Source organism: Phytohalomonas tamaricis, from assembly GCF_003012345.1.
Lineage (GTDB): Bacteria > Pseudomonadota > Gammaproteobacteria > Pseudomonadales > Halomonadaceae > Phytohalomonas > Phytohalomonas tamaricis.
In genome coordinates, this window is sequence record NZ_PVRV01000019.1 from 121,307 (window position 1) to 147,897 (window position 26,591).

Sequence of the window (26,591 nt, forward strand, 5' to 3'; positions counted from 1 at the left end):
TCCCGACTGAAATGCCACGCGACAAGGAACACTGCAATGCTGCTTGCCGTCATCATCTTTCTTGCCACCCTGACGTTAGTGATCTGGCAGCCCAAGGGGCTCGGCATCGGCTGGAGTGCCAGCGCCGGCGCCTTGGTTGCGCTGCTCACCGGCGTCATCCACCCCAGCGATATTCCCGCCGTGTGGCACATCGTCTGGAACGCGACCTTCACCTTTATTGCCATCATCATCACCAGTCTGCTGCTCGATGAGGCCGGCTTCTTCGAATGGGCCGCGCTCCATGTCGGACGCTGGGGCAACGGCCATGGCGGACGTCTGCTGGCCATGGTGGTCCTGCTCGGCGCGCTGGTCGCGGCGGTGTTCGCCAATGACGGCGCGGCGCTGATTCTCACCCCAATCGTATTCGAGATGCTGCTTGCGCTCGGCTTCAGCGCTGGCGCAACACTTGCCTTCATCATGGCGGCGGGCTTCATCGCCGATACCTCAAGCCTGCCACTGGTGGTCTCGAATCTGGTCAACATCGTCTCGGCCGACTTCTTCGATATCAGCTTCGGCGAGTACGCGCGAGTAATGGTGCCCGTCGATATCGTCTCGATTCTCGCCTCGCTCACTGCGCTCTACCTGTTCTTCCGTCGCGACATTCCGCCCCGCTACGATCTCACCCAGCTCAAGACGCCGCACGAAGTGATCAAGGACCGCGCCACTTTCGTAGCAGGATGGTGGGTGCTTGCCTTCCTGCTTGCTGGCTTTTTTATCGCCGAGCCGCTCGGCGTGCCGGTCTCGCTCATCTCTGCCATCGGCGCCGCTATCCTGTTCGTCATCGCCCGCCGCGGCCATCGCATCAATACCTTGAAAGTGCTGCGGGATGCGCCGTGGAGCATCGTGGTGTTCTCGCTCGGCATGTATCTGGTCGTCTACGGACTGCGCAACGCGGGACTCACCGCTGAGATCGCTCAAGTGCTGAGTGCCATCGCTGGCCAGAGCCTGTGGATGATTACGCTGGCTACCGGCTTCATTGCCGCAGGTTTGTCATCGATCATGAACAATATGCCGACTGTACTGGTGGTGGCGCTGTCAATTGATGAAAGTCATGTTGCAGGGCTGGCGCAGCAGGCGATGATCTACGCCAATGTGATCGGCAGTGACCTCGGCCCCAAGATCACACCGATCGGTAGCCTGGCAACGCTATTGTGGCTGCACGTGCTGTCACGCAAGGGCATGAAGATCGGCTGGGGCTACTACTTCAAGGTAGGCATCGTACTCACCGTGCCGGTGCTGGCAGTGACGCTGCTCGCTCTGGCAGGCTGGTTGGCAATCCTTCACGCTTGACGTCAGCGCATAACCTCGAGGCATGAACATGGCAGCGAGCGACGACATATTCGACGTGGTAATCGTTGGCGGTGGTCAGGCCGGGCTAGCGTGCGGCTACTTCATGCGCCGCACCGGGTTGAACTACGTGATCCTCGATGGCGAGGAGGCGCCCGGCGGTGCCTGGCGTCATGGCTGGGACTCGCTGCGCCTGTTCTCGCCGGCCAAATGGAGTTCACTACCCGGCTGGCCAATGCCACCCTGCGATGAACAGTGGCCACCCCGCGATCACATCATCAACTATCTCGCCGCCTATGAGCAGCGCTACCGGTTACCACTGCGCCGTCCCGTCGAGGTGAGCGCGGTCACGCAGGGCCCACACGGTCTATGTGTCCATACAGATCGTGGCGACATTCACGCCCGCGCGGTAATTAGCGCCACCGGCACGTGGCGTCATCCGTTGATGCCCGCCTATCCCGGCCGCGAGACATTCACTGGCCACCAGCTTCACTCCGGCGATTACCATACTGCCGAGCCGTTTCGCGACCAGCGTGTGCTGATCGTCGGCGGCGGCAACTCCGGCGCACAGGTTCTCGCCGAAGTCTCGACGGTGGCCGAGACGACCTGGGTAACGCTCGAACCGCCGCGCTTTTTGCCTGACGATGTTGACGGGCGAGTGCTGTTCGAGCGCGCCACTGAAAAATGGAAGGCCCATCAGGAAGGCCGCAGGCTGGATACCGATGACGGCGATCTTGGCGATATCGTCATGGTGCCGCCGCTCAAGGAGGCCCGCGAACGCGGCGTGCTTGATAGTGTACGTCCCTTTGCACGCTTCACGACGAACGGCGTAGTGTGGCAGAACGGTGAGGAAAGCGCGGTCGACACGGTGATCTGGTGTACCGGCTTTGGCCCCGCGCTGGATCATCTCGTCCCGCTTGACGTGCTTGAGGACGATGGCCGTGTCGTGCTCAAAGGCACCCGGGCGAAAAAGGCGCCTCGACTGTGGCTGGTCGGTTACGGCGAGTGGACAGGATTCGCCTCAGCAACGCTGATCGGCGTGATGCGAAGTGCGCGTGCGACGGTCAATGACATCGTCCAGACACTGGATGAAAGAAGCTAAGCGCCCGGCTCGGATTTAGAGGCACAGGAGGACGCCTGCGTCAGGCACTGCTCGGGCTGATCACCGCAGCAGTGCGCAGTCAGATAATCGATCAGCGCCTGCATATGGGTGAACTCGGCGCGGTAGTGAACATGACGACCCTGCTGCTCGGCGCGCACCAACCCTGCGTGGGCGAGCTCTTTCAAGTGAAACGAGAGCGTCGATGGCGATACATCAAGCGCGCTGGCGATATCACCAGCATAGGCGCCCTCAGGGCCACGGCCAATCAGAAAGCGAAAGATCGCCAGCCGGGTGCCTTGAGCCAGGGCACCAAGCGCGGCGAGCGCCTGTGTCGTTTCCATGTTATTAAAACCATTGAGATGACTGAACGAGCACTATAGCAGTTCTGCTTCGACGGATACCCTTACTCTTGATGAGGAGTCTTCATGTACGACGATTTACCAAATCTGCTGCCTGAGCATCTGACGCTGGCAGGCAACCATGAGCTGGTAGCGCAAGCAAAAGCCCGTCCGCCACGTATCCTGCTGCTTTACGGCTCGCTGCGCGAGCGCTCCTACAGTCGTCTGATGGTCGAGGAGGCTGCGCGCCTGCTGCACATGTTCGGCGCCGAGACGCGCATTTTCGACCCGCGCGGCCTGCCACTGCCCGACGAGGAGAATGCCGAGCATCCCAAGGTGGTCGAACTGCGCGAACTGTCGCAGTGGTCGGAGGGCCAGGTGTGGTGCAGTCCTGAGCGCCACGGCAACATCACCGGCGTGTTCAAGAGTCAGATTGACTGGCTGCCGCTGTCATTGGGCGGCGTGCGCCCGACACAAGGCCGTACCTTGGCTGTGATGCAAGTGTGCGGCGGCTCGCAGTCGTTCAACGCAGTCAACGCAATGCGCATATTGGGACGCTGGATGCGTATGGTCACTATCCCTAACCAGTCATCGGTACCCAAGACATTCAACGAGTTCGACGAGCAAGGTCGGATGAAGCCGTCACCCTACTACGATCGCATCGTTGACGTGATGGAAGAGCTGATCAAGTTCACTCTGCTGCTGCGCGAGCATGACGCATTCCTGACTGATCGTTATTCGGAACGCAAGGAAAGCCCCGAAGCGTTATCCAAACGCGTCAATCAGGCCACATCTGCGCCGGACCGTTAGCGTCAGGTAAAACGGCCCGCTCAGGCACCGTGCCGAGGCATTGGCGGCAGGCGGTACTCGATCGCCGCGAAACCACCTTCATCACTCTGCGCACGGGCAAAAGCGATCAATCGGTCGTCGCGTAGTTCAAAGCCATGACGACGGCCCTTGAGCGGCAGAGCAAAGACGTCACTCAGCACGCCACGGCCGTCGGAGGCGGCCAGTACGCGCTGATGGGCGTCAAGCAGCAGAATGCGACTCACTGCGCGCTCATCTTCGCTCAGCTTGACGCTATCGAGAATGGCGCGCGCCTGCGGCGTCCAGTCGAAAAAACAGGCCAGCACGCCGACCGGTTTGCCGTCGCGCTCACCACCCTCACGGATGGCAGTGGCATAGGTGCCTACCGCAGCGTTATCGAGAGTAGGCTGACGCATCACCTCGGCCACGCTGAATTGATCACCGTTGGCCGTGTTGAGCGCCTTGCGAAACCACATGGCATTGACCATGTTGGCGGTTTGGGTACGCGGATAGCGCTCCGGCCGGCCAGTAGCAACCACCCGGCCACGTGTATCGAGCACCCAGACGTCAAGATAGAGGCCATAGGTGCGCAAGATAGTGGCCAGACGACGCTGCGCCTGGCGCCGCGTACCGTCCGTACCTTCCCGCGCCGCATCTACTATCCGACTGTCCGTTGCCCACCAACGCACGTCGCTGGCACGCGCACTCAGGCTGCGCTCAGCCAGTTCGACCGCGCTGGCGGCGAGATCAGCCAGCCGTGCGCCGCGAAACGAGGTCAGCATGGCGCTGCCCGCCTGCTCGATCTCGTGCAGATGACCGTCGATGGATTGACGCAGCGCGGTGGCGACACTGCGGATCTCGGCGGACACCGTCCCCAGTTCCTCGGCAAGCACGCCGAAGCCGGCGCCGCTCTGCCCGGCGTGGGCGGCCTCAATGCGCGCATTGAGCGAAAGAATATGGGCGCGACGCGTAATCGCCTCGATCAGCTCGACCTTACTGCGCGTCGCATTGGAAATGTCATAGGCCAGGCCGAGGATATCGTCTTGCATCTGGTTCACCGCCATTCAGGAAAAAACGCGGCGAGATCCAGCAGCAGACTACACAAAAGAAAGCGCCCGGACCGCCGCGAGGGCTGTCTGGGCGCAGAATACAAAAAGAGTATCAGCGATGATTAGGCCGGAACGATGCCCTGCCTCGCAAAGGCTGAATCGGCAAAATTACGCACAATATCTAGCGACCGGGATTCGCGGCTACGGATACAGTCGACCGTGGCTTAGCCTTACGCTTCTGGTGCGGGAAGAACACGCCGTCCTTCAGGTCCTGCTCAATATCTTCTAGCGTGCGACCGTTGGTTTCAGGCACATAACGCAGTACGAACAGCACCGCCAGCACCGAAATTGCGCCGTAGAGCCAAAAGGCATACGCCGCACCGAGCGCGCTGACCAGCGACAGCGTGGTCAGGGTGACCAGTAAATCGAAGCCCCAATGGCTGAAAGCGCCTACGCTGGCCCCCTTGCCGCGCACGAATAGCGGATAAACTTCTGCGTTGATCAACCACAGGCAAACCCCGAAGCTACAGTTGAGCGCCATATAGATGCCCAGGCAGGCGACCAGCAGCCACTGCCCTGGCCCGGCCTCAGGCGCACCACCGAGAAACAGCCAGCCCATAACGCCCAGGGCGACAGCAGAGCCCGGCACCATCATCAGCAGAAAACGGCGACGGCCGATGCGGTCGACGAGCAAAATACCGAGAATGGTGCTCAGGTTGATCAATACCGCACCGCCGATCGTCGCCAGCACGGCGGCCTGATCGCCAAAGCCGGCCTGACTGAGAATGGTCGGTGCATAGTAGATGATTGCGTTATTGCCAGTGATTTGCGAGAACATCGCGATGCCCGCACCGGCCACCAACGCCGGACGCACCCACGGTTGGAACAGATCACGCCAAGTGCCCTCTGGACGGTTGGACACGGTCTTGATCTCGTCGAGTTCGGCACGCGCCTTGTCATGACTGGAACGCACACGATTGAGGATCGTCAGCGCTTCGTCCTCACGATTTTTGGAGAGCAGCCAGCGCGGGCTCTCCGGCAATACCAGCATGCCGAGCATCAGAATCACCGCAGGTACCACACCCAACCCAAACATCCAGCGCCATTGCTCACCCAAAGCATACCCGGTCAGGTAGGCGACCAGAATGCCGAACACCACCATGAACTGGAACATCACCACCAGCTTGCCACGGTGCTTGGGCGGCGTGACCTCAGCGATATAAACGGGAATGATCTGGGTGGCGCTACCTGCAGAAAGGCCAAGGATGAAGCGCGAAAGCACCAAGATCGCCACGTTAGGCGAGGAAGCCGAAAGAATCGATCCCACTGTAAAGACGAAGCCTACCAGCATGATAGAACGCCTACGCCCGATCCGATCAGAAATAGGACCGGTTCCTACACAGCCAATCAATGCACCGAAGATAATCGCACCGGTCACGATCTGCTTGAGCGTGTCATCAAGCACAAACTGCTTGGACAACCCCAACAGCGCAACACCAATGATGCCGGTGTCATAACCAAACAAAAGTCCACCAAGTGCAGCGATGATCGAGACCATCACTACCAGGGCCCCTCCCTTCATTCCCTTTGTTGCAGCCCCATTGTCCACACGTGTGGTCATGCTCAATGCTCCTTGTCTTAACGACTCCACCCAAAATTCATGCGGATTGACTTTTAGCTGTATCGATTCAGCAATTGAGTTGAACTTGCTGCTCAATATCACTTACCGTGCGGCCTGCTTTTACTTAGTCACCTGTTTCATCGGCGATAAGCAGCGAATAACCTGCCAACAGGCAGCATAACGCCGATTACCCGCTAATGCCTCACCTTACCTCTTAGACAAAGGTCAAATACAGCATCTTACTGCTCACCTTCCGGTGCGGCGATACTGAAACACTCGCTGCCCCAACGCAACTGACACCCAGCCCTGTCGCGTCCGCTAGCGATCAGCTCGGCGTTGGGCTGGTCGGTCAGGCGAATCCACTCTGTCGCCTGCTCCGATGTCCGGCCAAAGCGCACGTGGCGGGCCAGCAGCCGTTCATGTCGCAGCGCCTCATCGACGTCGAGATACCATACTTCATCGAGCAGAGCGGCGATGTTCGCCCAGGGCTCTCGATCCAGCAGCAGATAGTTACCTTCGGTAACCACTAGCTTGACATGCGGCTCGATCGCAATGCTGGCCGCAATCGGCTCCTCGATATCACGATAAAAGCCCGGCGCATAAACAGTCTCATTCTGCCCAGCGCTACGCAACCGCTTGAGCAGCGCGCGATAGCCGAAAGCGTCGAAGGTATCCGGTGCTCCCTTGCGTTCGGCACGGCCCAGCCGCTTGAGCTCACGGTTGGAAAGGTGAAAGCCGTCCATCGGCACGATCTGCGCTTGTGGCCCTAACGCATCAACCAGCGCCTCGGCCAAGGTAGATTTGCCTGCGCCAGGCGGTCCGACAATACCCAGCATCTGCCGCGAATCGCCATTCATCAATTTACGCGCCTGTTCGATCAACTCCGCAGCTAGCACAAAGGCGCTCCTTATCCGGGACGTGGACATTAAAAAGCCGGACGTAAAGCCCGGCTTTCACTTACTCAAACAAGACTAACTAGCGCTTACAGACGCTTGGCGATCAGGCCTTCAAGCTTGTCCTGATCTTCGGCGAAGCGACGAATGCCTTCAGCCAGCTTATCGTTGGCCATTGCATCCTGATTGTGTTCCCAGCGGAACTCGGCTTCGGTCATCGGTTCGAGTTTTTTAGTGCCCTCGCCTTCATCCGAAACCTTGCGCTCAACGTCACCTTCATTCGAGGCCAGCTCTTCAAGCAGTGCCGGTGAAATGGTCAGGCGATTGCAGCCAGCCAGCGCCAGCACCTGTCCAATGTTACGGAAGCTCGCGCCCATCACCACCGTCTTGTAGCCGTAATCGCTGGCGTACTTGCACACGCCGCGCACGAACTTGACGCCCGGATCATCCTCGGCGCCATAATCCTGACCCGTTTCCTTCTTGTACCAGTCAGTGACACGGCCTACAAAAGGTGAGATCAAGTAGACACCGGCCTCGAAGCAAGCACGCGCCTGGGCGTCGGAAAACAGCAGCGTCAGGTTGCAGCGAATGCCTTCTTTTTCGAGCACCTCGGCGGCACGGATACCTTCCCAGGTCGAGGCCAGCTTAATCAGCACCTTTTCCTTGGGAACGCCACGCTTCTCGTACAATTCTACAATCTGACGCGCCTTGGCCATGCTCGCTTCTTGGTCGAAAGAAAGCTTGGCCGATACTTCTGTTGATACCACGCCCGGTACAATACCGGCGATTTCGCTACCGATCGCGACAGAAAGCTTATCGAGCGCCAGCGCAACCTGCTGCTCTTTATCACTTACTTCCTGCTTGACTTCGGCCAGCGTTTCTTCGATTAAAGACTGATAGCCTTCAAGGTCGAAAGCCTTGAGAATCAGCGATGGGTTGGTTGTCGCATCGTGAGGCTGATATTTCCTGATCGCATCAAGATCACCGGTATCGGCAACTACCATGGAGTACTGCTTCAGCGCTTCCAGCTGCGTCGTCATTACCGCCTCCTTCACATGAATTCTGTCACATGACACATCACTATAGTGTGCCTGACTCATGGCGCTGAGCCCATGCCCGATACGCCATGACAGTGTTTCTTCCCCTTAACATCAGGGTCATATCCTATTTTTCAACGTGTTCACGCCATGAATTTTGGCGTTATGGCCTCGACAACGCGTCTATTTTCGTCTGGCGCTGAAATACTCGGGATAGCAATTTTCGAGCGTGTCGAGATAGTGAGTATAAACCTCTTCATAGCGTGTGACGTCTTCAAGTTGCGGTCGAGTCACGGTATCCGCTTCAAGCTGTACTGATTGATGACACAACGCCTCCAATGTACACGCCTCCCCTTGCTGGCGACGTTCACACCACGCGGCCTGAAGCGCCGCGCCCAGCGCAGCCGCTTCGGTCACGGTCGGACAGGCCAGCTCAACGTTCATCACGTCAGCTACCATCTGCCGCCAGACCACGCTTTTCGCGCCACCCCCAATCAAGCGTACGCGCTCAGGCTTGGCGGTCAGCTCACCCAACAGATCAAAACCGAAGCGCAGCCCGAACGTGGCTCCCTCCATCACCGCACGGCACAGATTGCCTGCCGTAAAATTGTAGCTCGAAAGCCCCAATAGGCTACCCGTTGCCTCGGGCAGCGCCGGTACTCGTTCGCCGTTAAAGAACGGCAACACAGTGATACCGCCTGCCCCGATTGACGCATGTTGAGCATGGGCGGTGAAGGCATCGAGATCGAGACCGAGCAATTCACGCACCTGAGTCGTCGCCGAGGTGACATTCATGGTGCAGATCAGCGGTAGCCAGCCACCATGACTGGAGCAGAAGTTCGCCACCAATCCATCATCGGAAATCGCCGGACGTTCGCTGGAAGCGTAGACCGTACCGGAGGTGCCAAGGCTCAGCGTCACCGTGCCGGGGGCGATATTGCCGGTGCCGATCGCGCCCATCATGTTGTCACCGCCGCCGGATGAGACGATGACACCATCACTGAGGCCAAGCCGCTGAGCAATTTCACGACGCACAGTCCCGGCCGGTTCATCAGGGCCGATCAAGCGCGGCAGCACGCGTCCCGGGTCAAGCTCCGGCGCAATGATCGAAAACGCCTGTTCGTGCCAGCGGCGCGTACGGGTATCGAAGTAGCCAGTACCTGAGGCGTCGCCATACTCGGCGACTCGCTCGCCGGTCAGGTAGAAATTGAGGTAATCGTGAGGCAGCAAAAGGGTAGCGGTGCGATCAAACGCGTCGCGGTGATGCTTGCGTAGCCAACTGATTTTGGAAGCGGTATAACCGGTCTGCAGTGCTACGCCGAGCGTATCGAGACAGCCCTGCTCACCGCCCAGCGCCTCGGTCAGCGCGGCATTTTCACGATGTGATTCTGTGTCGCACCACAGCTTGCCGGGGTAGACCGGTACGCCTGAAGCATCGAGGGCGACCATGCCATGCTGCTGACCGGATACGCCGATTGCCCGCACATCGCCCGCGCTGACGCCAGCGTCTTCGAGCGCACGTGCAAAGGCCGCCTCGAAGGCATCGATCCACCACTGCGGCTGCTGTTCACGCCGGCCATTGTCGCCGCTGATCATCGAATGAGGACTGGTGCCCTCACCGAGGATGCGCAGACTTTCCGGCTCAAGCACCACGACCTTGGTGCTCTGGGTGCCACAATCTACCCCGATGTACATGGGCTATCCTTTTCGCTGGCTCAAGAAGTTGGGTAAGGCTAGACCACGGCCTCGACCGTCGCCCTCGCCCCCTTGTCATGCAGCAGGACAAGCGCATGCGTATAGGCGGCGACAAAACGCTCGTCGTCGATCAGATCGCCGAACACCTCGCGATTGGCAATGAACGCCGTCGGCTCCTCGTGATTACGTTGAGCGATCACAATCAACTCGTCCTTAATACGGTCGACAATCTCGATCGGCTCACCCTGCTCGTCGACACCTTCGGCATAGCGCGCCCAGCTCGCCACCACCGCTGCGCTGCGCTTGATTTCGCCGCCGCGAGCAAGCTGTGCGCGGATTACCGGCACTAGCCACTTGGGAATACGGTCGGAGCTTTCAGCGCACAGCCGCGCCAGAGTGTCCCTGATCTCGGGGTTGGAGAAACGCTCGATCAGGGTGTGCTTGTAAACATCGAGATCGACGCCCGGCACCGGCGACAGCGTCGGTGTCGCCTCCTCGTTCATGTAATTGAGCAGAAAATCGGCGAACAGCGTGTCCTGGCAGACCTCGTGGGCATAGCGATAGCCGGCGAGATAGCCGAAGTAGGTCAACGCCTGGTGACTGGCATTAAGCAGACGCAGCTTCATCAGCTCATAGGGCTCGACGTCGTCAACGACCTGCACGCCGACATCTTCAAACGGCGGGCGGCCCTGGTTGAAATGATCCTCAAGCACCCACTGGGTGAATGGTTCGCACACCACCGGCCAGGCGTCGTCAATGCCGAAACGCCGCTTGACCTCTTCACGGTCGGCGTCGGTGGTCACCGGTGTGATGCGATCGACCATCGAGTTGGGAAAGTGCACTTGTGCTGCCATCCACTCGCCGACCTCGGGGTTCTTGCGCCGCGCATAAGCCGTAAACATCTTCTTCGCCACGTCGCCGTTACCCTGGATGTTGTCACACGACATGATCGTGAACGGGGCCATGCCACGTTGCTTGCGACGCGCCAGTGCTTCGGTGATCAACCCGAAGGTAGTCTTCGGAACCGCGCCGGGTTCAAGGTCGTGAACGACATCGGGATGGGCGAAGTTGAACTCACCGGTAACGTGATGGAAATTGTAGCCACCCTCGGTTACGGTCAGTGAAACAATACGCGTCTCGGCAGCGGCCATCTTCTCGATCACCGCCTCGGGATCGTCCGGTGCAAACAGATAATCAATGATCGAGCCGATCACGCGTGGCTCGTAGCTACCGTCAGCATGCTTGACCACTAGCGTATAAAGACCATCCTGCGCCTTCATCACCTCCTGCATGCGGCGATCCGGCGCCATCACACCAACGCCGCAGATCCCCCACTCAAGCGCCTTGCCTTCGCTCATCAGCGCATCGAGATACATCGCCTGATGGGCACGGTGAAAGCCGCCGACGCCAAAATGCACAATGCCGGCCTGAACCTCAGAACGGTCATATTTCGGGGTGGCGACCTCGTTATCAAGCGTGCCGAGCGTCTGGGCGTTGAGCAACTGCATGTGCACTTCCTCCTGATAAGGTAAATAGCAATATGACGAATTAGCAACAGACGCTGGTTACTCAGACCGCTGCGCTGAGCGGCTCAGACACGGGCTGTTCGAGTCCCAGCGCCTGTTCGGAATCGGCATCAAACAGGTGCAGCTTTTCGCCGGCGCACGCTAAAGTGATCGTCTCGCCCAACGTTACTTGCACGTGGCTGTCGAGCTGTGCCGTGACACGCGCATCATCGATCTGAACCTGCACCATAGTAACGGCGCCCAGCGGCTCGACCACTTCGATAGTGCCCCGCATCATATTTTCCAAACCTGCACCGTGACCGCTGTCTTCCACATAGCGAAGGTGTTCAGGCCGTACTCCCACCCAGACCTCATTGGCAGTATGCGTATCCAGTGCGGTGCCGCGTGCACCCTCGGCCTTGAAACGAAAGCTTTCGCCTTCAAGGGCGCGTCTGTCGCTTGCAATTTTGGCACGCAGGAAGTTCATGGATGGCGTACCGATAAACCCGGCAACGAACATGTTGTTGGGCCGTTCATAGAGATTCTGCGGCGTATCGACCTGCTGAATCTTGCCGTCAAGCATCACCACGATGCGCTGGCCCATGGTCATCGCCTCGACCTGGTCGTGAGTGACATAGAAGGTAGTCACGCCGAGCTTGCGGTGCAGCTTGACGATCTCGGCACGCATATCGACGCGCAGCTTGGCGTCGAGGTTGGAAAGCGGCTCATCCATCAGAAACACCTGCGGCTGGCGCACGATGGCGCGGCCGAGTGCAACTCGCTGGCGCTGCCCGCCGGACAGCGCGCGCGGCTTGCGTTCAAGCAGATGTTCGATGTTGAGGATACTGGCCGCCTCGTTGACTCGTCGCTTGACCTCATCGTTGGGCGTCTTCTTGAGCCTGAGCGAGAAGGCCATATTCTCGAACACGCTCATGTGCGGGTAGAGCGCGTAGCTTTGGAACACCATCGCGATATCGCGATCCTTGGGCGGCACGGCGCTGACGTCACGGCCGCTGATGCGAATTTCACCGCCGGTATTGTTCTCCAGCCCGGCAATCATGCGCATGGTAGTGGATTTGCCACAGCCTGACGGCCCTACCAACACCACGAATTCGCCGTCCTCGGTGAGGAGATTGAAATTCTCGACCGCATTGGCGCTGTCCTTGCTGCCCTTATGACCGCCATAGTTCTTGACGACGTTTTTGAGTTCAACGATTGCCATGATGATGACCTCTGCGATTGCCAGAGCGCTACTTGACGGCGCCGAAAGTGAGTCCGCGTACCATCTGACGCTGTGCGAACCAGCCCAGGATGATGATCGGGGTAACGGTGAGTACCGAGGCGGCTGACATCTTGGCCCAGAACAGGCCTTCGGCGCTCTTGAACGAAGCAATGAATACCGCAAGCGTAGCGGCCTTGTGATCGGTCATGGTGAGGCTCCAGAACGACTCGTTCCAGGCCAGAATCAACGCTAGCAGGCCGGTCGAGGCCAGCCCCGGCAACGCCAGCGGCAGGACCACCTTCACCATGGTCTGCAATGTTCCGGCGCCATCAATGTCTGCAGCTTCGATGATGTCCTTGGGAATATCCTTGAAGTAGGAGTACACCATCCAGACGATGAGCGGCAGATTCATGGCGGTGAACAGCATGGTCAGGCCCCAGATGTTGTCCAGAAGGCCCAGCGACTTATAGACCATGAAGACCGGGATCAGTACGCCAACAGCAGGAATGAACTTGGTCGAGACCATCCACACCAAGGTGAAATCAGTACGCTTGGACGGAAAGAATGCCATCGCATAGGCTGCCGGCACCGCCAGCACCAGGCCAATCAAGGTCGAGGCTACCGCAGAAAGCGCCGAGTTGAACGCGTAATGCCAGTAGCCGTTGCCCTGCGCCAGGGCAAGTTTGAAGCTGTCCAACGTCGGCGTAAACAGAAAGTGCGGCACGATGTCGAAGGCGGTCTGCTCGGTCTTGAATGCCGTCAGGAACATCCACAAGATCGGAAAGAACATGACTATGGCCACTGCATAGGTAAGCAGGGTCAGGAGCGTGTTGGTCAGGCGTGATTCAGTCATCGCTGGCTCCCCGCGTTAAGATTGCCGGCCACGAAGCGGATCAGGAAGATGGCGAATATATTGGCGAGAATGACCGCACCAATCGCCGCCGCCGATGAGCTGCCGATGTCATATTGAAAGAAGGCACCGAGGTAGATGTAGTACGGCAGGTTGGTCGTTGCCGTGCCGGGGCCGCCGCCAGTAGTCGAATAAATTTCGGCGAATGAAGTGAGAAAGAAGATGCTTTCAAGCATCACGACCACGTAAAGCACCTGGCCGAGGTGCGGCAGTACGATATGCCGGAACTCCTGCCATTTGTTGGCGCCGTCGAGACGTACCGCCTCAATCTGATCCTCCGGCAGCGATTGCAGCCCGGTCAACAGGATCAGCAGGGCGAACGGTGTCCACTCCCAGCTGATCATGATCACGATCGACATCATCGGATGATGTGCTAGCCAGTCAACCGGCTCGAGTCCCAACGCGCGCAGCGCCCAGGAAATCAAGCCATAGACGGGGTGGAACATCATGTTTTTCCAGATCAGTCCCGTTACCACAGGCATGATAAAGAAAGGTGAGATTGCCAGCGTACGCGCCGCGCCACGTCCGATAAAGGTGCGGTTAAACAGGAGCGCCAAGGCAAGCCCCAGCCCGACCGTAACGATCAGACAAGCGGCAACCAGCAGTAGCGTATTGCCCAGTGCCGCCCAGAAGGTTGGGTCAGAGAACAGTAAGTCATAGTTGAGAATGCCGGCGAAGCTGCGCATCGTCGGCATCATCAGATTGTAGTTCTGCAGCGAGTAGTAAAGTGTCATTACCAGCGGCACGATCATCCATACGAACAGGAAGATCACCGCAGGCGCCATCAGGCGGCGCGTCGGCGCGGATGCGACCTTGCGCTGCGCCTTCGCCGCCTTGCCGGAATGGACAGGCTGCGTAGTGGTTATTGAATCCATGGCACCGATTCCCTTTTGGCGAAGTCTGACAACAGAAGGGTCAACATCCGTCTATAAGCGAGAAGCTGCCTTACGGCAGCCTCTGTCTCTCATCACTGGCCTAGACCCGACTGCTTCATCAGACGGCTCGTGAACTGCTGAGCCTGATTCAGCCCCTGTTCGACATCGGTCTGTCCAGCCAAAGTGCCAGCCATGATCTGTCCGACACGAGTACCGATCGCCTGAAACTGCGGGATGCTGACGAACTGGATGCCGGTGTAAGGCACCTCCTGGGCGCTCGGGTGCTGAGGATCGGCCGATTGGATGGCTGTCTTCACCAAATCTGAGAACGGTGCCGCCTGCTGGTACTGCTCGCTGGCGTAGGTCGAGCTGCGCGTCCCCGGCGGCACGGCGAGCCAGCCCTCACTTTCGCCTACAGCATTGATATAATCCTTAGACGTTGCCCAGTCGACGAAGGTTTGCGCCGCCTCCTGGTGCTTGGACGACTTAGGTACTGCCAGCGCCCAGATATACAGCCAGTTAGCACCGTTCTTGGTAGTCTCATAGGGTGCCTGGGCGAAGCCGACCTGGTCAGCGACGCGTGACGTTTCCTTGTCCGAAACGTAGCCGGCAGCGACAGTTGAATCGACCCACATGCCGCACTGACCGTTGGCAAACAGCGTCTCGGATTCGGTAAAGCCGTTGGAGGTCACACCGGGCGGGCCAAACTTGTTGAGCAGATTCTTGTAGGCGGTGGCTGCTTTTTTCCATGGTTCCGAGGTCAGCTCAGGCTGCCAGTTCATGTCGAACCAACGCCCGCCGTAGGCGTTGACCATGGTCGAGAACAGCGCCATGTTCTGACCCCAACCCGGCAATCCACGCAGGCAAATACCGTAGACGCCGTTTGAGGGATCGTGCAGCTTCTCGGCATATTCAGTCATTTGCGACCAGGTGGGCCGTTCCGCCATGGTCAGACCCGCCTTTTCGAACAGGTCCTTGCGATAATAAGTAATTGAGGATTCGGCATAAAATGGCAGGGCATAAAGCGTGTCTTCATAGGACAACCCCTGTCGCACCGACTCAAGCAGGTCATTCTTGTCGTAGCCTTCCGGCAGATCAGTCAAGGCCTTCAGCCAACCATTCTTGGCCCAGATTGGCGTTTCGTAGTTACTGACAGTGATCACGTCGTACTGGCCCGCACCGCTGGCAATATCGGTGGTAATCTTCTGGCGGAGCTCGTTTTCCGGCAACGTGACATAATTGACCTTGATGTCCGGATGCGCCTTGTGGAACGCTGCGGTCATCTTCTGCATGGTGACCATGTCGGGGTTATTAACGGTCGCGACCGTGATCTGCGTCTGTGCAAACGCTGTCGTACCGATGCACATGCTGGCGATGAACAGAACTCGTTTCATTGTTTGTTTTCTCCTTCCCTCGCAACTACCGTGCGGTCATGATTAGACGTCAAGGCACACGAGTCGTGACGGACGTATATCTCTGTTCTGTCCTGACCCACCCCGACTGCTTATGCCCGATGATGCTGCCTAATGATACGAAATGATTCTCTTATCATTTCGTATCAGATACGCTCACCGCACTACAAGGCCAGTAAAAACCGCTTACCGGTAAATTATAAATACCTTTATTTTTCAAATTCTTATGAACTAAAATTGATACCAACCTTCTTTTATTAAACTTTCGTTCAATTACTTTTGGCTATAGAAAAACCTATATCCTGACGCTAACGCAAGCCTATCTCAAAGGCATTATTGATAACGCATCATCGCGATATCATTTCGTAACATCATAAGGAAATTGGAGATAATGGCTGAACGGTTGAAGGTCCGGCTTGAGGACGTTGCGCAAGCGGCCAATGTCAGCAAGATTACTGTCTCACGCGCGTTCACCGCTCCTGACAAGGTTCATCCGGATACACGTGAACATATTCTTAGCGTGGCGCGTGAACTCAACTACACTTCTTCGAACTCAACGCCGTCTGCAAAGACACCGTCGACACGCACGCTAGGCATCGTCAATCCCAACATGAGTAATCCCTTCTTCAGCGGGATCACCAAGGAAATGACGCTGACGGCGCGAGCATGCGGCTTCGAGGTATTGATGTTTGATTCCTATGAATCGGAAGAGCTGGAAAGTGCCGCAATTGCGCGCTTGATTGACTATCGCGTCGATGCCGTGATCCTGTCGGTAATCTCCTCGGATGCTCACTATCATCCTGCCTACTTCGAGAAACTTGCAAAGGCTGATATCCCGGTGGTTCTGGTTGATCGTGAGATCAATGCTCCTCACCACGGCGGCGTCTATATCGACAATCTCGATTGCGGTTATCAGGCCGGTGCTTACATGTTGCGTCAGGGAGTGAAGAACGTGATGGTTGTGTCCGGCCCTGCCGACTCGCTGGTGTCAATCGGACGCAATTCAGGGATCAGGGAAGCAATTGGGCGCAACGATACTGCGCTAGACGTCTATTACACCGATTTCACCATGGAACCGGCCTACCGCCAGATGAGCGACTATCTCAGCCGCCACGCTCCGCCGGCCGGCATCATTGGCATCAACAATCAGATCACCATGGGCATTCTCAAAGCATGCTATGAGCACAACGTAATACCGCAGCGCGACACGTTAGTATTTGGTATTGACGAAATGCCTTATGCCGAGGTATTCGGCCTTGATTTGCCCTGTATCCACCACGATATTAAAGAAATAGGACAGCAAGCGGTCGATTTGGCGCTGCGGGCGATTGAAACCCGCGCTTCAACAGGACCACGCATCATCGTACGTGGCACTTTGCAGGCCCGTGACTGACGCTCAAGCATTGCCAGTCAGAGCGCTGCAAGACGAGCTTTATCCACGCGCTCAACTACCTTTTTCTTGGGCATCACGAAAGACAACAGCTGTGAAGCGCTACTGCTATATTGAAAAATATGCTGCATGGCAGCATTGTTGATACTTTATATCATTTTCCATTCACCCTATCTTGGAGCGTGAAATGAAATCAGATATCCATCCGACGTATCGTACGGTGATCTTCCACGACACTAACGCTGATACTTATTTCAAGATTCGTTCAACCATTGAGACTGACGACACGATCGAGTGGGAAGACGGCAACACCTATCCTATCGTCAAGCTTGATGTATCTTCAGCATCACACCCCTTTTATACCGGCCAGCAGCGTCAGGTGAGCAGCGAAGGCCGCGCAGCTCAGTTCCAGCGGCGCTTCGGTAATTTTGGCACGCGTCGTAGCTAATACGCTGTTATTAGCTAGTTAATACATGACTAGTCAAAAGCGTTCTTTGATTAATCGAAGCTAATACTTATGCCATATAAATAAGTTATATTTTCTTCCATTCAAGAATGTTTATTAAGTACTCTACAGTTGAGAAAGCGCCGGTATTACGCCTTATCGAGATGAGATGCCTGGCGCCTTTCTCAAGCCACCGCTTCAGGATGAAGCCTAGGCGTACAATGGAAACGCGGGTGGTAAAGTGAGGAGAAAGTCGCCATGGATGGCTTTTCATGATTGAGCGCTATCTTGAATAGCCCCTGCCTTACTACTTCCTTTCTTGTTGTTTTCTGATTCCCCCGCCTTGTTAAAATGCTTATCTCACGAGTTCATCAACGAAAGCAGGCCGTTTCTTTCAGAGTCAGGAAGAGTCATCAATAGCTTTCAGGAACAATGGCGGCACACGCAACCTAAAAGGGGCACCCGATGACTCAGGTACCCCGCAGGAAGAGATTGATAGGTGACAAACCGCTTTAGGCTCATGCGAGGTCATGTCGTTCAGCTGCGATAGCGGCGCTCACGGTATTCCTGGCGCTCTTTCTCAGCGATGCAAAGCGTTGCGGTCGGACGAAGCAATAGGCGTTGTAATCCGATCGGTTCGCCCGTCATTTCACAATAGCCAAAATCATCTGTTTCAACACGCTCCAGAGCCTCACGGATCTTGCTAGCCAGCTTGCGTTCACGATCGATAACCCGCAGCGCATAGCGTTGCTCCTCTTCTGCGCTAGCGCGATCGGCTTCATCGGCGCTACGCTCGTTATCACGTAATCCTGCGACCAGTGAGGCAATATGATCGAGTGTCTCTTCGAGCTGCTGTTCCAGCAATACACGAAAGAAATGGCGTTGCTCCGTGCTCATGTAACTGCTTTCAGGCTGGGCAAGAAGCGCTTCCTTGCTTATCGTTGCCTGAGCCGGATCCGGTTTAACATTCATTGTATTCATGATCTCTCTCCTTGATCACCGGTCTTATTCTAAACATCGTGTTTCACTGGGGTGTACCCGCCTATGGTGCAATGCGCATGCTCGGCGTCTCCTGGCGAGGCTTGCTAGACATCGCAACCGAAGCAGACGTTAACGCTATATCATCACCAGCGGCAATAAACAGTATTACTATTATGACGAATGGCCATGGTGCCTAGGATTATCGTTAGGCTTGTCTTTATCATTTAGACATTCGTCAGACGAGGCTTCAGCACCGTTGCGTACGCTGAGTTCGCCTCGTAGCAAACGCACCTCGTTAGTCAGCACCATCACCTGCTTGTTCAAGTGACGCAACATGTCACGATCCGCCTTGTGCTGACGTGCCTCATCATCCTGGGTATCGGCCACGAACAAGGAACCCACGTAGGCCGCAAAGCTACCAAACAGCCCCACCCCGCCGATCATGACGAAAATGGCCACCAGGCGCCCACCGGTAGTTACCGGGTAGTAGTCGCCGTAGCCCACCGTCGTAATCGTAACGATAGCCCACCATAATGCATCTTCGGCTGTATTGATCTGGCTGGCAGGCACAGGGCCTTCTATCAAAAGCATCGCAATTGCGCCGAAAGCCACCAGCAATACCGTGGCCGTTGCCACTGTGACGAATACCCCTTCGGCACGGTTGCGAAAGACGATATCGAGTACGCCCTGAATCGATTTCATCGCTCGGATTAGTCGGAAGATCAAAATCACACGCATCACACGGGCGGCCTGGAACTGCCAGATGATGGGAATACTGGCGAGCAGGTCTATCCAGCCCCATTTCATATAGGCCAGCTTGCTCGGCGCGCGATAAAAACGCAGGCAGAAATCAGTGAAGAAAAAAACACAGACCAGCATGTCGAGGTAATGCAATAACCGCGACACCTCGTAAGGCAACGTAAAGAAGGTTTCTGCCGCCAGTGCGCCCAGTACGTAAACGGAAAGTACAAGGAGAAATAGTTGAAACGGTGTCACTCGCTCTTTCATGGTTCTCTTCCTCTAGCGATGCTAAGCGCGAGCGCAACGGATAATCGGCACCTTGAAGACGTCATGTTAACGCAAAGTGGCTTTAAGGCTTTGCATTATGCCGTTCAAGTACGTTGTACTGAACGTCCATTCTCAAGACATCAGATAAAAGGAATCGTACGTTTACTGCTTAGACCAAGCTGAAGCAGTGGCGTGAGATGAAACCTTGCTGGGCTACCGTGGTCTTATGGTATACGCCATTCATTCTGGAGTGACTTTAACATGGCAGATCCTCGTTACAACGCCGCATGGCGCATGGCCGAACAGTGGAAGCAGCGCATGGGTCAGCAGCGTCCAAGCCAAGGCATGAGCGGTTTCAAGATGCTGGGGGCATGGCTGCTGTTTGGTATGTTATTACTGGTAGGAACCTTGTTTGCCTTGTTCTTTCTAGTGATCGGCTGGGCATTGATGCCTTTGCTGCGCTACAAGATGAAAAAGCGTGCCGAACGCTTCAGCCACACCTATGAAGGCCAGGCAAGTTCAAAGCACGGCAGCGCTCATTATCATCATGTGCTTGAAGGTGAGTACGAAGCCAAGCCCAGCCCACGTCGCTAGGCGTATGTGCAGGTAATTCTGCCATGTAAAGACATCCATCATGCGAAGGGAATCGCGTCTTGGTACATCTTTTCTTCTTTTCTTTAAGCTCCGAATTTTTCGCCTGGTCGACCACTGCTCTTTCGCTGAAGTAGCTTTTTTCTTATAAAGCAGCGTAAATGCTGCTCACCAAGTATCGTGACGAATATGTTCACTGGGCGACCAAACCCGCACGGCACCTTCATTTCATACCGTCTCAACGTTTCATCCACGTACTGTAATCCTTATACTAGGCTATACAGGTCGTAAGGACGCTAACTAATTTACTCGTCTCAGCAGTACGGCTCATACGCTCATCATTATATTAGGCTTTTGCCATGAAACGACTTTCCGATATCAAACTGTCGGTGCTGGATCTTGCCCCTATCCGGCAAGGCGGCACAGCTGCCGAAACCTTCGTTAATACGGTTGAACTTGCCCGCCATGTCGAACAGCTGGGCTATACGCGCTACTGGCTGGCTGAACACCATAACGCCTCAGGGATTGCCAGTGCCGCAACCTCGATACTGATCGGGCACGTTGCGGGTGCGACATCGACGCTGCGCATCGGTTCTGGCGGTATAATGCTGCCCAATCACCCTCCCTTGGTTATCGCCGAACAGTTCGGCACTCTGGCTACGCTTTACCCCGATCGCATCGATTTGGGGCTCGGTCGTGCGCCAGGTACCGATGGCATTACCATGCAGGCATTACGCCGCGACCCAAGAAGTGGCGTAAACGATTTTCCTGAGCAGGTCGAAGAATTGCGTATGTACTTGGGCGAGGAACGGCCCGGGCAGCGCGTCAAGGCCTACCCCGGCCAAGGGACGCATGTGCCTATCTGGCTACTTGGCTCAAGCGGCTACAGTGCTCAGATGGCTGCGCATCTGGGCTTGCCGTTTGCCTTTGCCGGTCAGTTTGCGCCAGGTTACATGCATGAGGCGATTCGGCTTTACCGTGAGGGATTCAAGCCTTCAGCGGTACTTGATCAACCTTACCTCATGCTCGGCATCCCATTGATTGCCGCCGATACCGATGCCGAGGCACGTCGCCAAGCGACAACGCAGCAGCAGAAGTTTCTTAATCTGATGCGTGGCCTGAGCACGCGGTTAGCGCCGCCTGTTGATGAAATGGACTGGATGCCGCACGAGCAGGCTGCAGTGAACACCAATCTTGGCGCCTCCATCGTTGGCGGGCCCGAAACAGTCCGTCAGGAACTGGAAGCCTTTATTGCCAAGACTCAACCCGATGAGTTGATGATCAACTCGGACTTCTATTACCAAGCAGACCGGCTGCATTCGTATGAGATCGTCGCCAAGCTCTGGAAGCACTGAAACAAGCCATACCGGCCAGCAAGTACTCCGCTATGTTTAGGTACGGCGCTTCGATAGATTATCGAAGCGCCATTAATAAATTTTTTTAATCAATTTAACCCAGTTGCTTGCACGCAACTAAGGATAGCTTAAGTTAACATATGTACTTAAGTATTATTCCTAAACGTTATTGCCTAATGACCGATATAAAGTTCTATGAACTTAACTCCTGGGATGTTCCCGCTCGACAGCAACCTTAGCTGCGCATCGCTTTGCTAGAGAAAAAAGGATTGAAGAACCTTGATAGGCCATAGCGATACTGCCATAGCTGCCGCCCCTTATCCCCATGAGCACGAGCGGCTTAAGGCGTTACACTGCCTGTCGCTTCTGGATACCCCCGCTGAAAAACGCTTTGATAACATCACGGCACTGGCAGCACGTCTCTTTAATGTTCCGATTGTTCTGATTACCCTGATCGATGCCGAACGGCAGTGGTTCAAGTCTCATCATGGACTATCGTTTAGCGAGACGCCGCGTGACTGGTCATTCTGCAGCCATGCGATTCATGACGATGGCATGCTGGTCATCGAGAATACGCTGCTTGACGAGCGTTTCGCGACAAATCCCTTAGTGATCAATAGCCCGAACATTCGCTTTTACGCTGGCGCTGTTATTCGCTCTTCATCGGGCATGCCGCTGGGCACGATCTGCCTGCTCGATAACAAACCTCGGCGGCTCACCCTCAAGCAATGCGAGCTGCTTAAAGAGCTGGCCCGCTTCACCGAGAATGAAATTGATCAACATGCCACGTTGATCTATGAGCGCGCCGAGGCTGACCTGCGGGCCGATATTGATCCGCTGACACACTTCGCCACCCTGGACGCATTCGACAATACGATCAACGGTCTTCTGGCGGCATGTCCTGACGATCGCAAGCTCTCTCTCATCATGATCGAGATTGCGGACATGAGCTTACTGGAACGCGTCCATGGCTTTACTGCGGTCAAGTTTCTGCTCGTGGAAGTCGCCAGGCGCCTGCACCAAGCAGAATTGGAAGGTATCGGGCTACGCGCCCGTATCCGGGAAGGCACCTTCGGCCTACTCCTCCTGCTTCCTCATGACCGATCGCCTTCTGAGCTATGCGTAAAGCTTAATGAAACGCTCAATGCCCCCATGAAAATCAAGGGGCTAACATCGTCCTACGCATTTCGCATCATGACGGTAGATAATTGCGCACATTTCGAGCAGGCCCGCCATATCCTCATGTCCTGCGATCATGTGAGTCAGATGAATGAACTGCAGGAAACGCACTGCCTGCAAGTCGACAGCGAACACTATCTTGCCCGTCTCAAACGCCTTATTGGTATCCGTCAACGCCTGCCTGAGGCGCTTGCCAACAATCAACTGACGTTGCACTACCAACCCAAGATCAATGCGCTCACTAATACCATCACCGGCGTGGAGGCTCTGCTGCGCTGGCATGATAAAGAGCTAGGCTACGTATCGCCGCTAGACATTCTCGATATTGCCGAAGAGCTGGGGATATGCCGACAGATCGATGCCTGGGTAATTCAGACAGCCATCGCTCAGCTTGCGCGCTGGATGGCCACAGGTGTGCCTGTCGTTCCGGTCGCGATCAATGTCGCTCAGGAAAAACTCGCAAGATCAACCTTTCCCGAAATGGTCGAGAAACTGCTCGTCACCCACCAGGTGTCGCCCAAGCTGATTGAATTCGAAATAGTCGAGCGGTCGATGATCAGCAACTATGTCGGCACGCTGAGAAATATGGCGTTATTGAAAGCCATGGGAATATCATTTTCGATCGATGACTTCGGCACCGGTTACTCATCACTTTCCTATCTCAATCGTCTACCCGTCAGCACGATTAAAATCGATCGCTCCTTTATCACTCCGATTTTTGAAGATACCAAAGCGGCCGCACTCGTCCAGTCAATCATCGACATGGGACACAGTATCGGCTTGAAGGTGGTGGCCGAAGGAGTAGAAACCATTGGCCAACATCTCATTTTGAGAGCCTATCGCTGCGATGAGATTCAAGGATTCTACTTTTCTAAACCCCTGTCCCCCGATGAAATCTCCCTACTGCTGACTAAGCAGTTACACCATTCGCCACCGCTTGATTGAGACAGGCAAGTGGCGTAACGAACTGCCACGCACAGGGACCGACAATGTTTCGATGCCGGCCCCGGAATGCGGTCTTTCTCACTTAGGTTGTACTTGAGCGTAAACGTCTCGCCGCCATCATATTCAACGCCACCAACACGACGGTAATCGCACCACCGATCATATCAGTCAATATCCCCGGGAAGATCAGTAATAGTGCACCGACCGCCGCCAGCAGGCGCATCGGCACTGACACCTGACTCCATAGAAAGCCTTCTACTGCAATCGCCAGAAGCGTCACGCCCACCAGGCTGGTCACGATTACCCAACTGGTGTTCCACAGCGTCGCATCGATCATCAGCATGCTATGGGCGAACACGAACATATAGGGCACCACAAAACCTGCAACGGCGAGCTTCATCGCCTGAAACCCGGTTGCATTCGGTGAACCGCCGCTCAAACCCGCCCCGGCATAGGCAGCCAATGCCACCGGTGGCGTCAGATTGGCGAAGATACCGAAGTAGAATACAAACATGTGAGCCACGAAGATCGCCGTATCGCTGCTTCCGGACAGCTCTCGAAACAGTGGCATATTGAGCAGAATCGGTGCTGCCATGGTGCTGGTAATGATGTAGGTAGGAATACTGGGCAACCCCATACCCAGCACAATCGATGCAATCATGGTGAAAAACAGCGTCACCAAAAGCTGCAGCATGGGTGAAGGGATCGCAGCGCCTATCTGCACTACCGCATCTGCGGCCTCAAGTGCCACACCGGTCAACGTGGCCACACCGACAATGATGCCCACCGTGCCGCAAGCGATTGCGACGGGAATGGCGTTGCGCACGCCCTCTTCCATCGCCTTTGTACAATCGGCAATATCCATCTTTTCCGCTACCAGCCCGAGTCGGGCGCGGACCATGTTAATGGTGACCGGCACAATAATGGCGACGAACAGCCACCAGCGGCTTGTCGGCATCCCGGGTATCGCATTGCCGACCACCAGGGCACGCAACTGCGGCTCGAAGATCAACAGAGTCAGTATTACGCTCAAACCGATGGTGACCCGTCGTGTACCGCAGATCAAAACAGTCGCAGCAATTGACCAGAACGCTGCGAAAAATGGTGCCCGCCCTTCGAACAGCAACCACAACAAAACCGCCATCGGCACTAGCAGGTGACCGCGCTTGAGCATGACCTCTCGCACCGGGGGCAATTCAGCGCGCGGAATGCCTTTCAAGCCGTTGCGCGACGCGCGCAAATGGACCTGAATCAAGACGCCTGCATAGTACAAAAGCGCAGGAATGATCCCGGCCATCACCACCTGGGTATAAGGTACGGCCAGCACTTCAGCCATAATGAAGGCCGCTGCCCCCATGATCGGCGGCAGTATTTGCCCACCCACGCTGGAAGCCGCTTCAACCGCGCCGGCAAAGTTAGGTTTATAGCCGGTACGTTTCATCAACGGGATAGTGAATGCACCGGTCGTCACGACGTTGGCAATAGCCGAGCCATTGATTGAACCGAGAAAACCGCTGGCAATCACCGCCACCTTTGCCGGTCCACCTCGGGTATGCCCAGCGACAGCGAGCGCCAGATCGTTAAATAATTGACCTAGCCCTGACTTGCCGAGAAAAGCGCCGAACAGGATAAACAGCATGATATAGCTTGCCGAAACTGCAATTGCAGTACCCAACAGCCCCTCGGTGATAAATACCAGATGTGAGACGATCTGCCGGGTAATGGCCAGGATAATGTTCACGTTCAAACTGGGATAGAACGACAGCTTGGCGTAGAAACCGTACACCAGAAACACTGCCGCCAACAGCGTCAGCCCCCAGCCGGTTATCCGCCGTGCAGCGTCGAGTACCAACAAGATAGCTACCAGCCCCACCGCCGTGTCGAACATGTTGATCCGTCCTGCCGTAGCGATGACACGATCAGCGACCACCAGCATATAAATACCGATCGCGAAGGCCAGCACAACCAGCAGCGCATCTCCCCAAGGCACACGATCGCGCGCCCCCTTGCGGCTGATCGGATAAAGCACGAAAGCCAGCCCCAACAGGGTATAGAGATGAATACTGCGCTGTGCGACATCGACCAGCGGCCCGGAGAACGAGGTATATAGATGAAACAGTGCAAGCAATACGCTCAAAAGAGTAACCAGTTTGACGATGCGTTCAGGCAGAGCATGACGCACCACACTCTCTCGGTCGTACTTTTCCAGTACGGCGGCATCGACCGTATCCTGATCCGCCGCCTGGGGTTTGCTACTGTCTGATACGGCAAGGCTATTTACATTGACACTGCCGTGGCCATCGCCACGCGGGGACGCGTTGCCAGTAGGAAGGTTATCGTTATTTGACATGATGTCCTGACCCTCAGATACAAAAGGCAACCGGTAACCAGGAGAACCGGCGTTTAGTACCACGGCCGCAAAAGGGCGGGCAATACAGCAATAAGCGGCTCTCGGCGCACCTGGAAGGTCAAAATGGGATGACTGCCAAGGTGCGACAGTGCAAACACGTGACCGTGATAGCCCAGGCGATAATCCTCCGCGGCAGCCGCCTGGACATTGAGTGGGTCGACGATGCGCTCAATACCGTCCATTTCCACCCAGCCATCGATGAGTCGTGTGCTGGCGCCAGCATGAGACGGGACTCCGGCACCGAACGTCTTGAAGCGCGTGCTATCGACTAAAATTGATTCGCCATGCACGACAAAACGCTCCTCCCAATCCTCAAGCTCGACCGAGTGCCGCCAGCGCAACGTGAAAACGCTGCCATCAGCCCCCGGAAAGGCGTAATGCAGCGTTTCACCCTCCCGAACCAGTAACCATGGCCATGGATAAAGCACCATGACCATGACCAGAAGCACCAGAGCACTCCCCAACGCGACGAGAACGCGCCGTTTCATCGCAATA

The 26,591-nt window shown here is 56.1% G+C and carries 23 protein-coding genes; 8 read left to right on the top strand and 15 right to left on the bottom strand.

Annotation, left to right across the window (positions count from 1 at the left end):
- The first annotated feature begins 36 nt into the window (after nt 1-36).
- Together C3Z11_RS02540 and C3Z11_RS02545 are read left to right on the top strand one after the other, a co-directional pair.
- Nucleotides 37-1,329 (top strand): arsenic transporter, encoded by a 1,293-nt coding sequence (locus C3Z11_RS02540; RefSeq protein WP_106475983.1) that lies wholly within the window; start codon nt 37-39, stop codon nt 1,327-1,329.
- 28 nt (nt 1,330-1,357) lie between these two features.
- The gene (locus C3Z11_RS02545; protein WP_262927193.1) at nt 1,358-2,428 is read left to right on the top strand and encodes an ArsO family NAD(P)H-dependent flavin-containing monooxygenase; all 1,071 of its coding nucleotides are present in this window, start codon (nt 1,358-1,360) and stop codon (nt 2,426-2,428) included.
- Here the strand turns inward: C3Z11_RS02545 and C3Z11_RS02550 are convergent.
- Nucleotides 2,425-2,769 carry an ArsR/SmtB family transcription factor gene (locus C3Z11_RS02550; protein WP_106475987.1) on the bottom strand — a complete coding sequence of 115 codons (345 nt, stop codon included), beginning with the start codon at nt 2,767-2,769 and terminating at the stop codon, nt 2,425-2,427. The genes C3Z11_RS02545 and C3Z11_RS02550 overlap by 4 nt on opposite strands.
- Before the next feature lie 84 nt (nt 2,770-2,853).
- Here C3Z11_RS02550 and arsH point away from each other — a divergent pair, with 84 nt between their 5' ends.
- Nucleotides 2,854-3,576 carry an arsenical resistance protein ArsH gene (gene arsH / locus C3Z11_RS02555; RefSeq protein WP_106475989.1) on the top strand — a complete coding sequence of 241 codons (723 nt, stop codon included), beginning with the start codon at nt 2,854-2,856 and terminating at the stop codon, nt 3,574-3,576.
- 20 nt (nt 3,577-3,596) lie between these two features.
- Here arsH and C3Z11_RS02560 read toward each other — a convergent pair whose 3' ends face one another.
- The 10 genes from C3Z11_RS02560 to C3Z11_RS02605 all read right to left on the bottom strand — a co-directional run bounded on the left by C3Z11_RS02560 (nt 3,597) and on the right by C3Z11_RS02605 (nt 15,774).
- Nucleotides 3,597-4,622 carry a methyl-accepting chemotaxis protein gene (locus tag C3Z11_RS02560; protein WP_158700902.1) on the bottom strand — a complete coding sequence of 342 codons (1,026 nt, stop codon included), beginning with the start codon at nt 4,620-4,622 and terminating at the stop codon, nt 3,597-3,599.
- Between the two features lie 181 nt (nt 4,623-4,803).
- On the bottom strand, nt 4,804-6,243 hold the full coding sequence (locus C3Z11_RS02565) for a sugar porter family MFS transporter (RefSeq protein ID WP_106475993.1): 1,440 nt from the start codon (nt 6,241-6,243) through the stop codon (nt 4,804-4,806).
- 239 nt (nt 6,244-6,482) lie between these two features.
- On the bottom strand, nt 6,483-7,139 hold the full coding sequence (locus tag C3Z11_RS02570) for a nucleoside/nucleotide kinase family protein (RefSeq protein WP_262927194.1): 657 nt from the start codon (nt 7,137-7,139) through the stop codon (nt 6,483-6,485).
- 86 nt (nt 7,140-7,225) lie between these two features.
- Nucleotides 7,226-8,176 carry a transaldolase gene (tal, locus tag C3Z11_RS02575; RefSeq protein WP_106475996.1) on the bottom strand — a complete coding sequence of 317 codons (951 nt, stop codon included), beginning with the start codon at nt 8,174-8,176 and terminating at the stop codon, nt 7,226-7,228.
- A gap of 180 nt (nt 8,177-8,356) precedes the next feature.
- Nucleotides 8,357-9,868, bottom strand: coding sequence for a xylulokinase (gene xylB, locus C3Z11_RS02580; protein ID WP_106475998.1), 1,512 nt, complete (start codon nt 9,866-9,868; stop codon nt 8,357-8,359).
- 38 nt (nt 9,869-9,906) lie between these two features.
- The gene (locus tag C3Z11_RS02585) at nt 9,907-11,376 is read right to left on the bottom strand and encodes a mannitol dehydrogenase family protein (protein WP_106476000.1); all 1,470 of its coding nucleotides are present in this window, start codon (nt 11,374-11,376) and stop codon (nt 9,907-9,909) included.
- Between the two features lie 61 nt (nt 11,377-11,437).
- Nucleotides 11,438-12,595, bottom strand: coding sequence for an ABC transporter ATP-binding protein (locus C3Z11_RS02590; protein ID WP_106476001.1), 1,158 nt, complete (start codon nt 12,593-12,595; stop codon nt 11,438-11,440).
- 28 nt (nt 12,596-12,623) lie between these two features.
- Nucleotides 12,624-13,448, bottom strand: coding sequence for a carbohydrate ABC transporter permease (locus tag C3Z11_RS02595; protein WP_106476003.1), 825 nt, complete (start codon nt 13,446-13,448; stop codon nt 12,624-12,626).
- Nucleotides 13,445-14,380 carry a carbohydrate ABC transporter permease gene (locus C3Z11_RS02600; protein ID WP_394810184.1) on the bottom strand — a complete coding sequence of 312 codons (936 nt, stop codon included), beginning with the start codon at nt 14,378-14,380 and terminating at the stop codon, nt 13,445-13,447. The genes C3Z11_RS02595 and C3Z11_RS02600 overlap by 4 nt, the downstream gene beginning before the upstream one ends.
- A gap of 92 nt (nt 14,381-14,472) precedes the next feature.
- Nucleotides 14,473-15,774 (bottom strand): ABC transporter substrate-binding protein, encoded by a 1,302-nt coding sequence (locus tag C3Z11_RS02605; RefSeq protein WP_106476004.1) that lies wholly within the window; start codon nt 15,772-15,774, stop codon nt 14,473-14,475.
- A gap of 409 nt (nt 15,775-16,183) precedes the next feature.
- Between C3Z11_RS02605 and C3Z11_RS02610 the strand changes: the two genes are divergently transcribed.
- Both C3Z11_RS02610 and C3Z11_RS02615 read left to right on the top strand, forming a co-directional pair.
- A complete protein-coding gene (locus C3Z11_RS02610) occupies nt 16,184-17,185 on the top strand; it encodes a LacI family DNA-binding transcriptional regulator (protein ID WP_106476006.1) in 1,002 nt (333 codons plus the stop codon).
- 184 nt (nt 17,186-17,369) lie between these two features.
- Nucleotides 17,370-17,630 (top strand): type B 50S ribosomal protein L31, encoded by a 261-nt coding sequence (locus C3Z11_RS02615; RefSeq protein ID WP_106476008.1) that lies wholly within the window; start codon nt 17,370-17,372, stop codon nt 17,628-17,630.
- Between the two features lie 534 nt (nt 17,631-18,164).
- Here the strand turns inward: C3Z11_RS02615 and dksA are convergent.
- Nucleotides 18,165-18,608 (bottom strand): RNA polymerase-binding protein DksA, encoded by a 444-nt coding sequence (gene dksA / locus C3Z11_RS02620; protein WP_394810185.1) that lies wholly within the window; start codon nt 18,606-18,608, stop codon nt 18,165-18,167.
- Between the two features lie 171 nt (nt 18,609-18,779).
- Nucleotides 18,780-19,616, bottom strand: coding sequence for an ion transporter (locus C3Z11_RS02625; RefSeq protein ID WP_106476010.1), 837 nt, complete (start codon nt 19,614-19,616; stop codon nt 18,780-18,782).
- 261 nt (nt 19,617-19,877) lie between these two features.
- On the opposite strand from C3Z11_RS02625, the gene C3Z11_RS02630 reads away from it, so the two are divergent.
- From C3Z11_RS02630 to C3Z11_RS02640, 3 genes are all read left to right on the top strand, one after another.
- Nucleotides 19,878-20,210, top strand: a complete 333-nt coding sequence (locus C3Z11_RS02630; RefSeq protein WP_106476012.1) for a hypothetical protein — start codon at nt 19,878-19,880, stop codon at nt 20,208-20,210.
- Between the two features lie 356 nt (nt 20,211-20,566).
- Entirely contained in the window at nt 20,567-21,562 is a 996-nt protein-coding gene (locus C3Z11_RS02635) for an LLM class flavin-dependent oxidoreductase (protein WP_106476014.1), read from the top strand.
- Nucleotides 21,563-21,841: 279 nt separating this feature from the next.
- The gene (locus tag C3Z11_RS02640; protein ID WP_106476016.1) at nt 21,842-23,686 is read left to right on the top strand and encodes a sensor domain-containing phosphodiesterase; all 1,845 of its coding nucleotides are present in this window, start codon (nt 21,842-21,844) and stop codon (nt 23,684-23,686) included.
- An 82-nt stretch (nt 23,687-23,768) separates the two neighbouring features.
- Here C3Z11_RS02640 and C3Z11_RS02645 read toward each other — a convergent pair whose 3' ends face one another.
- The gene (locus C3Z11_RS02645) at nt 23,769-26,036 is read right to left on the bottom strand and encodes a TRAP transporter permease (RefSeq protein ID WP_106476018.1); all 2,268 of its coding nucleotides are present in this window, start codon (nt 26,034-26,036) and stop codon (nt 23,769-23,771) included.
- A 53-nt stretch (nt 26,037-26,089) separates the two neighbouring features.
- Nucleotides 26,090-26,584 (bottom strand): DUF1850 domain-containing protein, encoded by a 495-nt coding sequence (locus C3Z11_RS02650; RefSeq protein WP_106476019.1) that lies wholly within the window; start codon nt 26,582-26,584, stop codon nt 26,090-26,092.
- Between the last annotated feature and the right edge of the window lie 7 nt (nt 26,585-26,591).